The sequence below is a fragment of the Stenotrophomonas sp. Sm10 genome (assembly GCF_030985515.1).
Lineage (GTDB): Bacteria > Pseudomonadota > Gammaproteobacteria > Xanthomonadales > Xanthomonadaceae > Stenotrophomonas > Stenotrophomonas hibiscicola.
Genome location: NZ_JAPTFO010000130.1, coordinates 1 through 6,270, shown reverse-complemented (window position 1 = coordinate 6,270; position 6,270 = coordinate 1). Strand labels below are relative to the sequence as shown.

Genomic DNA, 6,270 nt, shown 5'->3' with positions numbered 1-6,270 from the left:
CTATTTGGAATTTTCCACTCCGAGGTTTTGCCATACAGTCTATTGACACCAATCGGACTGACTTTTCGACCATAGTATTCTCTTTTTTCTGGACCAGAAAAATATGGCGGATCGACAATAGCTAAATCAAAATAGTTGTCAGGATATCTTTTTATGACGTCCATACAATCTTCGTGAAGAAATAATTTCATAACATCACCTCATCCCCGACCGTCACCTTTTCATACACGTCCTTCGTAACCACGAACACCCCATAATCACGAATCGTAAGCGTATATAGCTTCCCGTGCCGTCCTTTCTCAAGGACCTTACCGAATATCTCAGCGCCTTGATTATCAGCTTTATAGACGATAATCAGGCGCTTTTCTTCTAGTTTTTTTATGTGGATGCTCTGCCAGATGTTTAATCCAGCAGATAGTAATATCCAGATAGCTATGAATCGTTTCAATTTGTGACCTCCTTACTCTTCTTCATCCATAATTTCATTAAACTGCTCTTCGTTAATAAGTCCACGGTCAATCATTGTTTGGACCGTCAATTCAATTTTTATCAATCTGTTCAATTCTTTGTTAGGCAACGTAGCCATAATAACTTCTTCCATCACTCCACCCCTTTTTTGAAAGCTATATTCAACCATAGATTGTATTTGTGCATTTTACGCTCAATTTTTTTAGGTATATTCCTTTCAAAAACAATAAGCGGACCATCTGTGTCTTCTGTATCTGAGTAATTTATGATTTTATCTTTTGAGTAACAATTTAAAAATTGTTTTCCAAAATGGTTGCGAAAAGATATTTTGAATATTTTCTTTTCTTTGTAACAACTTTTAATCATTATTCGTCTTCTTGATTTGTTTAATGACATAAGTCCACCTCCTCAATCTCAATCCCTGGGCAATCGAACACCCAGCCGAATCCAGCTTCTTCTAGTTGTTTGCGGGTAAGTTTAGAATACGCTCTGCTACTGTAGAAAAAAACAGCATTCTCATCAGGATTGTTCATAATGTACTGACCAGATGCTTTAATCTTAACCAGATACCTCTTCTCTTCATCGACCTCGTAGCCGAATTGGTGCATGTTGACAAGGGTTTGAATAGGTGTATTATCTACGTCGTTTAACCAAAAAGCGAACTTACTATCAATCTTTCCCGACTCGCTTTTTGAAGATAACCAATCCCACACATTGTACTCAAATTCGTCTTTGTGTTCCTCATACCAATCCGCCACAAACTTCTTAACTTTGACTTTTCGCGGTTCGTCTAGTTGTTTCAAGTCTTCTAGAAAAATTTGACGAGCTAGTTCTCCTGTTTTACCATTCCACTTCCCCTCATATCTTTTGTATTTCTCAGTTAATTCCTTAACATTCATCTTCCAACTCCTTTATTTTCTTCCTCAATTCTTTATTCTTTTTCTTCAACAAATCACGCTCCAATGCTCTAATTCGTCTCTTACGTGAATCGCACGGCTTCGAATACTCGATTATCTTCTCTTCGTTTTGCTCGATTGTGCGTTGATAACCTTTTATCAATTCCTTTTTGTCAAATCCCATCCACTATCCTTTGCAATATCTCGTGATACTCATAAATCTCCAGTTCAATTCTGTAATTCTTATTTCCAGACTTGCCACCGTGCATGAATTCAGTCGATACTATCACATTGTAATTATCATCTGTCCAAATCTTTGCGTCCGTCAAACCGTCAAACAAAGCCTTGCTTGTGGGCGACCAGTTCGGTGGGTCATACTTCCTATTTGTCGGAGGATATATCCGAACCTTAACCTTGCAAGGCTTGTCCTCGCTGTAAGGCAATCCAAAGTAATCTCTCAGTACATTGTTGCCCTCATATTCGGCTAACTGCCGTAAGAACTTAGTGATTTTAGCTTTTTGATGAAAGTGAGGTCTGTCGTTTGCGTTGATCATCTGTTTCCTGTTCAACTCAAATTTCAAAATCAATCGTTCTTTCATGTCTTTGTGAACACCTCATTCAGTTCCATAATCTCCTCATTGTTGTTATACGGATCATACGCTAACCGCCCGAAACCTGCTTTATTCGTGCTTGTTGGTGTGTTACCTGTCCATTTCAAATGCAGAAACTTACTGCACGCTCTACAACGAATTGATGAAGGTTTAATCTTAACCATTCTGTGATAACATTCCCCACAAAACGGACACTGCACGTCTACTTTTACTAATTCAGTCATATTTTTCCAATCTATCAAACATTAAAATGGCAAATCATCATCCGAAATATCCATCGGATTTGAATTTCTAGCAAAATTAGGCGATTGCTGATCGTGGTTGTCATCTAATGGTTGACCACCATCTTTCTTAAATTCCATAAGCTGGAAATTCTCAGCCACAACCTCTGTCACATAGACACGTTGACCTTGCTGGTTATCATAAGTACGAGTCTGAATGCGTCCTGTAATTCCAATCAAAGCGCCCTTCTTAGCCCAGTTAGCGAGATTTTCAGCTTGCTTGCGCCACATAACGCAATTGATAAAATCAGCTTCACGCTCTCCATTCTCGCTTTTAAACGGACGATTTACAGCAAGAGTAAATGTAGCAACCGCAATATTAGATTGCGTGTATCTCAGTTCGGCATCTCTTGTAAGTCGCCCTACTAAAACAACGTTATTTATCATTGATTTTACCTCTCTTAGTTTTTAAGTCGGCTGATGCAATCAAAACAAGAAGCATCCACCATCCAGAATTAAAATGAATAGTAAGGTATAAGGAGGTAGCAAGTACCGATAGATTATAGATTAGCCATGCTAAAGCTGTCATGCTGAAACCTCCTCTACTTCTGATACCTTGATTTCATTTGAACCAAACTTTAATAAATCGGTGTATCGTTTCACAAACTCAATAGCGGCCATAAATGAATTTTCTGCATTGATTTCTGACCCCAAATCAAGATCTGCAATTTTACCACTGACATAAAAACATCTCATAAATCTAACTCCTTGCTTTTGCGTGTGAGAGGTCTATTAGCCTCCTCAAACTCTAAAATAAGTTGATACTTTCTAAATCCCACCTAACCCTCCAAAATTTCAAAGCTGATAAAGTTATCCTCAAGCCATTCTTTCAACTGATCAAGCTGAGATTTTCCGCCATGCAATGTCAAACGCAAGTTAATTGTTAAAGGCTCGCTAGAATCAAATTTTGCCACCTCTCTCGCATTATTTTGAGGTTCTGGTGTAATTGTACCCTGCTCCAAAATCTCGCCTGTTTCAGCATCATAAGCCTTGATATTCGCATTAGCATTTTCCTTGGCCAATTGAGCAATTTCTTCAAGTCGTTCAGCTTCTGCTTTTTCTTGAGCCTCTTTCTGCTCTTTGCGTGCAATCTCAGCATCACGATCAGTTTTCATCATCTTGAGGATATCAACAAGACTCTTACCATCTTCAAGATGTCTGATATAGCTGTCAGCTGGTAAATTGTACTCTTGAGCTTGCTCTTGGATAGCTTGCTTGTTGGCCTTATGTTCTTCCAGGGCATCAAATTCTGAAAGCACCAAGGCATCCATTTCATCAAGTGTTGTCTTTTTCAGCTCATACTTGCCTGTTTTAAAATGTTTCTTGAGGCTGTACTCATCGTATTTGTCAGCGAATGTGGATTTTTCAATCCCTGCGACCATACACTTATCCTCAAATGTGGCACGCACGACATCCACGCGCATCAATCGTTCATGTTCATCAATCGCATTAAGTCCTGCTGTGATGTTTGAGATAATATTATCCAATGGCTCAACTGTTTTCTTGTACCACTTCTCAAATTCCTTGTATGGATTATTGATGTTATTTTTGATTTCCTTACGCCGAGTTTCCAACGCCTCTTTTAATTTATTAAGGCGTGTACGCTCATCATAATCAATCTTATAAGTGGATGCTGTCACCTCATAATCTGTGTACTGTGCAACGATTGCTGCAAGTTGTTTCTCCACGCTATCATAATCAACATTGATTACTGCAGGTTGGAAATCTACCTTAATTTCTGTCAAGCTATTAGTTACATCTTTTACCACGTCTTTGTTCTCCTAGTCTGTGTAAATTTTGATTTTACTACCTGATGATGAATGCCCAAAACATAAATTGCCATTATCACAAATTAAGGCAAGTTCTGTTTTGGATAAATTAGGGGTATTCTTATAAATTTCATAAAGTGAATTTCCGTAACTGCCACCAACTCGACCATATACAACATCAACGGTGTCTTGATCTTGTTCATTCATTTTGTCGTAATTCCACTTGTCCTTGATGATATATTTCTCTTTTAACTCTTTTAGAGCTGAAAGATTAGATTTCTGTTTTTGGCTTTCGTTTTCTGTGAAAGCCCATGGCGAATAAATTTTATTTTCTGTCATGTCTTATACTCCTTGTTTTTCGTATGCTTTTTGAATTTGTTTAGTGAGATAGTCCATCACTATGTTATAGCCATCAACTGGTACTTTGTGGAAATCGTCTATTTGATACTTGCTCAATACAAAGTTTGTAACTGTATCAAATGGCGCTCCCTTAATCGTCGCAATTTCTTCAACGTTCTTAATGATTTCTTGATACTGAATGTTATCAATGTACCTCACTTGTTGTTCTTGAGCTTGCTGATTGTTTGGTTTCTGTTGCTGATTATTCTGCCCTTGTTCTTGGCTTTCTTCTACTGGATACTCATCAATATCTTTTTCACCAATCGCAAACAACCCCTGTAAGGCATATTTTCGAGCGTATGAGCTGACTGCGCCTGTCCATTGCGGATCTTGCATTTGTTTAATCTGGCCTTTTTGAGTATTAAATACTGGAACTGGACTCATTTCAGCGTATGCTGTTGATTGGTACCTCTCGTTTCTCTCATCATTAAAAGCTACGGCTGTTGCTTTTACAAAGATTTTTCCAACAAGCTCAACGAGTTCATCAGTTACGATTACAGACCAATCGCTTTTTAACTCTTTGAAAGTTGTATAGATGTCCTCGGCATTTCTAAATGCGTACTTTACATCTTTTGATTTCTTTTTTTCTAATTGCATTTTTTGTTGCAACTCTGGGAAAGTTAAACTTGCCATTTTCCTCCTCCTTTAAAAACTCTGTAATTCCCTTATTTTTTATAAGGATGAGTTTGTTGTTTATTAGTATTTATTATTCTGCTATCGTGTCATCTTCCTGATCCACTTCTTTATCTTCGTTGGTTTCAACTGTGATTTCTAGTCTTGTCATAGCTTCGTCTACTGACTTGCCGTCTAGGATATCCTTGAGCATGTGACTTATATCATGAAATGATTTAGCTCTGGCTCTGCTTTTTTCGCCATCAGGAATCAAGCCGAGGTCTTGCATAAGTAGAAATGCTACGCTTGCATCGTGCATTGCTTTCTGAAGTTGTTTTATTTTCTTGATTGTACGAATTGCTTTAAACATATTGTTCTCCTTTTTCGATTTGTTCTTTCTCTTTGTAGATTGCCAATTGTTGTTTCAGGTTATAAACTTCCTGCTCACAAATAAAGCGACGTATGCGCTCTTCGAGAAGGTCCTTGTTAAGTTCTACCGCTACTACTCTCCAGTCAAGGTTGACTGATTTAATAACACCTTCGAGTCTGAGTTTTAACTTAGTAAGTAACTTCATTAAGCTACACCCTCCTCGTTAGATTGCTTGTTCATGCCTAGAATAATGTCATAGTACGAATGACCAGCAGGGATGATATACCCTGTCAGATCATCAACTTGAGAACCATCTGCCATGATGTTTACAATTCTTGGTTTCCATTGCTCTTTTTTATTTTTCATGTTATAATTTCCTTGAATAATTTTGTTGAGTGCCTGATTGCCGTCAGGTGCTTTTTGCATATCTCGTTTCCGTTCACGAAATAAATTGGTTCTAAACTTAATTTTTCTATTAATTCCCCTTTCTAAAAAACACTAACTCCTTGTTTTTCCCAATAATCTATGTACTCTTGTTGTGCTTGTCCGTTATATCCACAAGCATGGAATGCCAAGCCGTAATTACTATCACTTTCTTTTTTGTCTAACAAAACTTCTAATTCTGATTTGACGAATTTTTTTAACGCTTTTAAATCGCCACATGGATAAAAAAACTCGTACCCATCAATTACTAACTGCCATACCCATCCAAGAGGCGTTTTGTTATAAATGTATTTGATTTCCATTTTCCTACTCCTTTCAAGCCAAAGTCCTATATTAGAATTTTGAAATTTCTCTCTTTTATTTATTTAGAGAAGTAGGACTTGTTGTCTTTTAATATTTATTGTTATTTAATACTTGTTG

At 37.4% G+C, this 6,270-nt stretch carries 14 protein-coding genes; all 14 read right to left on the bottom strand.

Going from position 1 to position 6,270, the window contains the following annotated elements; genetic code table 11:
• Nucleotides 1–191, bottom strand: a 191-nt coding sequence (locus tag O0J15_RS20050) for a hypothetical protein (RefSeq protein ID WP_345784139.1), incomplete at its 3' end; no start/stop codon positions are given.
• A complete protein-coding gene (locus O0J15_RS20045) occupies nucleotides 188–448 on the bottom strand; it encodes a DUF1372 family protein (RefSeq protein ID WP_308306183.1) in 261 nt (86 codons plus the stop codon). The genes O0J15_RS20050 and O0J15_RS20045, both read right to left, overlap by 4 nt.
• Before the next feature lie 12 nt (nucleotides 449–460).
• Nucleotides 461–601 (bottom strand): hypothetical protein, encoded by a 141-nt coding sequence (locus O0J15_RS20040; RefSeq protein WP_308306182.1) that lies wholly within the window; start codon nucleotides 599–601, stop codon nucleotides 461–463.
• 253 nt (nucleotides 602–854) lie between these two features.
• The gene (locus O0J15_RS20035) at nucleotides 855–1,367 is read right to left on the bottom strand and encodes a DUF1642 domain-containing protein (protein ID WP_308306181.1); all 513 of its coding nucleotides are present in this window, start codon (nucleotides 1,365–1,367) and stop codon (nucleotides 855–857) included.
• 170 nt (nucleotides 1,368–1,537) lie between these two features.
• Nucleotides 1,538–1,963, bottom strand: coding sequence for a hypothetical protein (locus O0J15_RS20030; protein ID WP_084865306.1), 426 nt, complete (start codon nucleotides 1,961–1,963; stop codon nucleotides 1,538–1,540).
• A 257-nt stretch (nucleotides 1,964–2,220) separates the two neighbouring features.
• The gene (gene ssb / locus O0J15_RS20025; protein WP_308306180.1) at nucleotides 2,221–2,643 is read right to left on the bottom strand and encodes a single-stranded DNA-binding protein; all 423 of its coding nucleotides are present in this window, start codon (nucleotides 2,641–2,643) and stop codon (nucleotides 2,221–2,223) included.
• Between the two features lie 138 nt (nucleotides 2,644–2,781).
• Nucleotides 2,782–2,952, bottom strand: coding sequence for a hypothetical protein (locus O0J15_RS20020; protein ID WP_192855157.1), 171 nt, complete (start codon nucleotides 2,950–2,952; stop codon nucleotides 2,782–2,784).
• Nucleotides 2,953–3,035: 83 nt separating this feature from the next.
• Nucleotides 3,036–4,025, bottom strand: a complete 990-nt coding sequence (locus tag O0J15_RS20015; protein WP_261182567.1) for a DUF1351 domain-containing protein — start codon at nucleotides 4,023–4,025, stop codon at nucleotides 3,036–3,038.
• 12 nt (nucleotides 4,026–4,037) lie between these two features.
• A complete protein-coding gene (locus tag O0J15_RS20010) occupies nucleotides 4,038–4,364 on the bottom strand; it encodes a hypothetical protein (RefSeq protein WP_308306179.1) in 327 nt (108 codons plus the stop codon).
• Between the two features lie 3 nt (nucleotides 4,365–4,367).
• Nucleotides 4,368–5,057 carry an ERF family protein gene (locus tag O0J15_RS20005; RefSeq protein WP_308306178.1) on the bottom strand — a complete coding sequence of 230 codons (690 nt, stop codon included), beginning with the start codon at nucleotides 5,055–5,057 and terminating at the stop codon, nucleotides 4,368–4,370.
• 73 nt (nucleotides 5,058–5,130) lie between these two features.
• A complete protein-coding gene (locus O0J15_RS20000; RefSeq protein WP_308306177.1) occupies nucleotides 5,131–5,406 on the bottom strand; it encodes a hypothetical protein in 276 nt (91 codons plus the stop codon).
• Nucleotides 5,399–5,611: a hypothetical protein gene (locus tag O0J15_RS19995; protein ID WP_308306176.1), complete on the bottom strand. Its 213-nt coding sequence runs from the start codon at nucleotides 5,609–5,611 to the stop codon at nucleotides 5,399–5,401. The genes O0J15_RS20000 and O0J15_RS19995 overlap by 8 nt, the downstream gene beginning before the upstream one ends.
• Nucleotides 5,611–5,832: a hypothetical protein gene (locus O0J15_RS19990; protein ID WP_308306175.1), complete on the bottom strand. Its 222-nt coding sequence runs from the start codon at nucleotides 5,830–5,832 to the stop codon at nucleotides 5,611–5,613. The genes O0J15_RS19995 and O0J15_RS19990 overlap by 1 nt, the downstream gene beginning before the upstream one ends.
• Before the next feature lie 62 nt (nucleotides 5,833–5,894).
• Entirely contained in the window at nucleotides 5,895–6,152 is a 258-nt protein-coding gene (locus O0J15_RS19985) for a hypothetical protein (protein ID WP_261070085.1), read from the bottom strand.
• Nucleotides 6,153–6,270: the final 118 nt, after the last annotated feature.

Coding starts and splice junctions, on each gene's coding strand:
- O0J15_RS20040 (WP_308306182.1), bottom strand. CDS start 601: ATGGAAGAAGTTATTATGGCTACGTTGCCTAACAAAGAATTGAACAGA.
- O0J15_RS20020 (WP_192855157.1), bottom strand. CDS start 2,952: ATGAGATGTTTTTATGTCAGTGGTAAAATTGCAGATCTTGATTTGGGG.
- O0J15_RS20035 (WP_308306181.1), bottom strand. CDS start 1,367: ATGAATGTTAAGGAATTAACTGAGAAATACAAAAGATATGAGGGGAAG.
- ssb (WP_308306180.1), bottom strand. CDS start 2,643: ATGATAAATAACGTTGTTTTAGTAGGGCGACTTACAAGAGATGCCGAA.
- O0J15_RS20005 (WP_308306178.1), bottom strand. CDS start 5,057: ATGGCAAGTTTAACTTTCCCAGAGTTGCAACAAAAAATGCAATTAGAA.
- O0J15_RS20010 (WP_308306179.1), bottom strand. CDS start 4,364: ATGACAGAAAATAAAATTTATTCGCCATGGGCTTTCACAGAAAACGAA.
- O0J15_RS19995 (WP_308306176.1), bottom strand. CDS start 5,611: ATGAAGTTACTTACTAAGTTAAAACTCAGACTCGAAGGTGTTATTAAA.
- O0J15_RS20000 (WP_308306177.1), bottom strand. CDS start 5,406: ATGTTTAAAGCAATTCGTACAATCAAGAAAATAAAACAACTTCAGAAA.
- O0J15_RS19990 (WP_308306175.1), bottom strand. CDS start 5,832: ATGCAAAAAGCACCTGACGGCAATCAGGCACTCAACAAAATTATTCAA.
- O0J15_RS19985 (WP_261070085.1), bottom strand. CDS start 6,152: ATGGAAATCAAATACATTTATAACAAAACGCCTCTTGGATGGGTATGG.
- O0J15_RS20030 (WP_084865306.1), bottom strand. CDS start 1,963: ATGAAAGAACGATTGATTTTGAAATTTGAGTTGAACAGGAAACAGATG.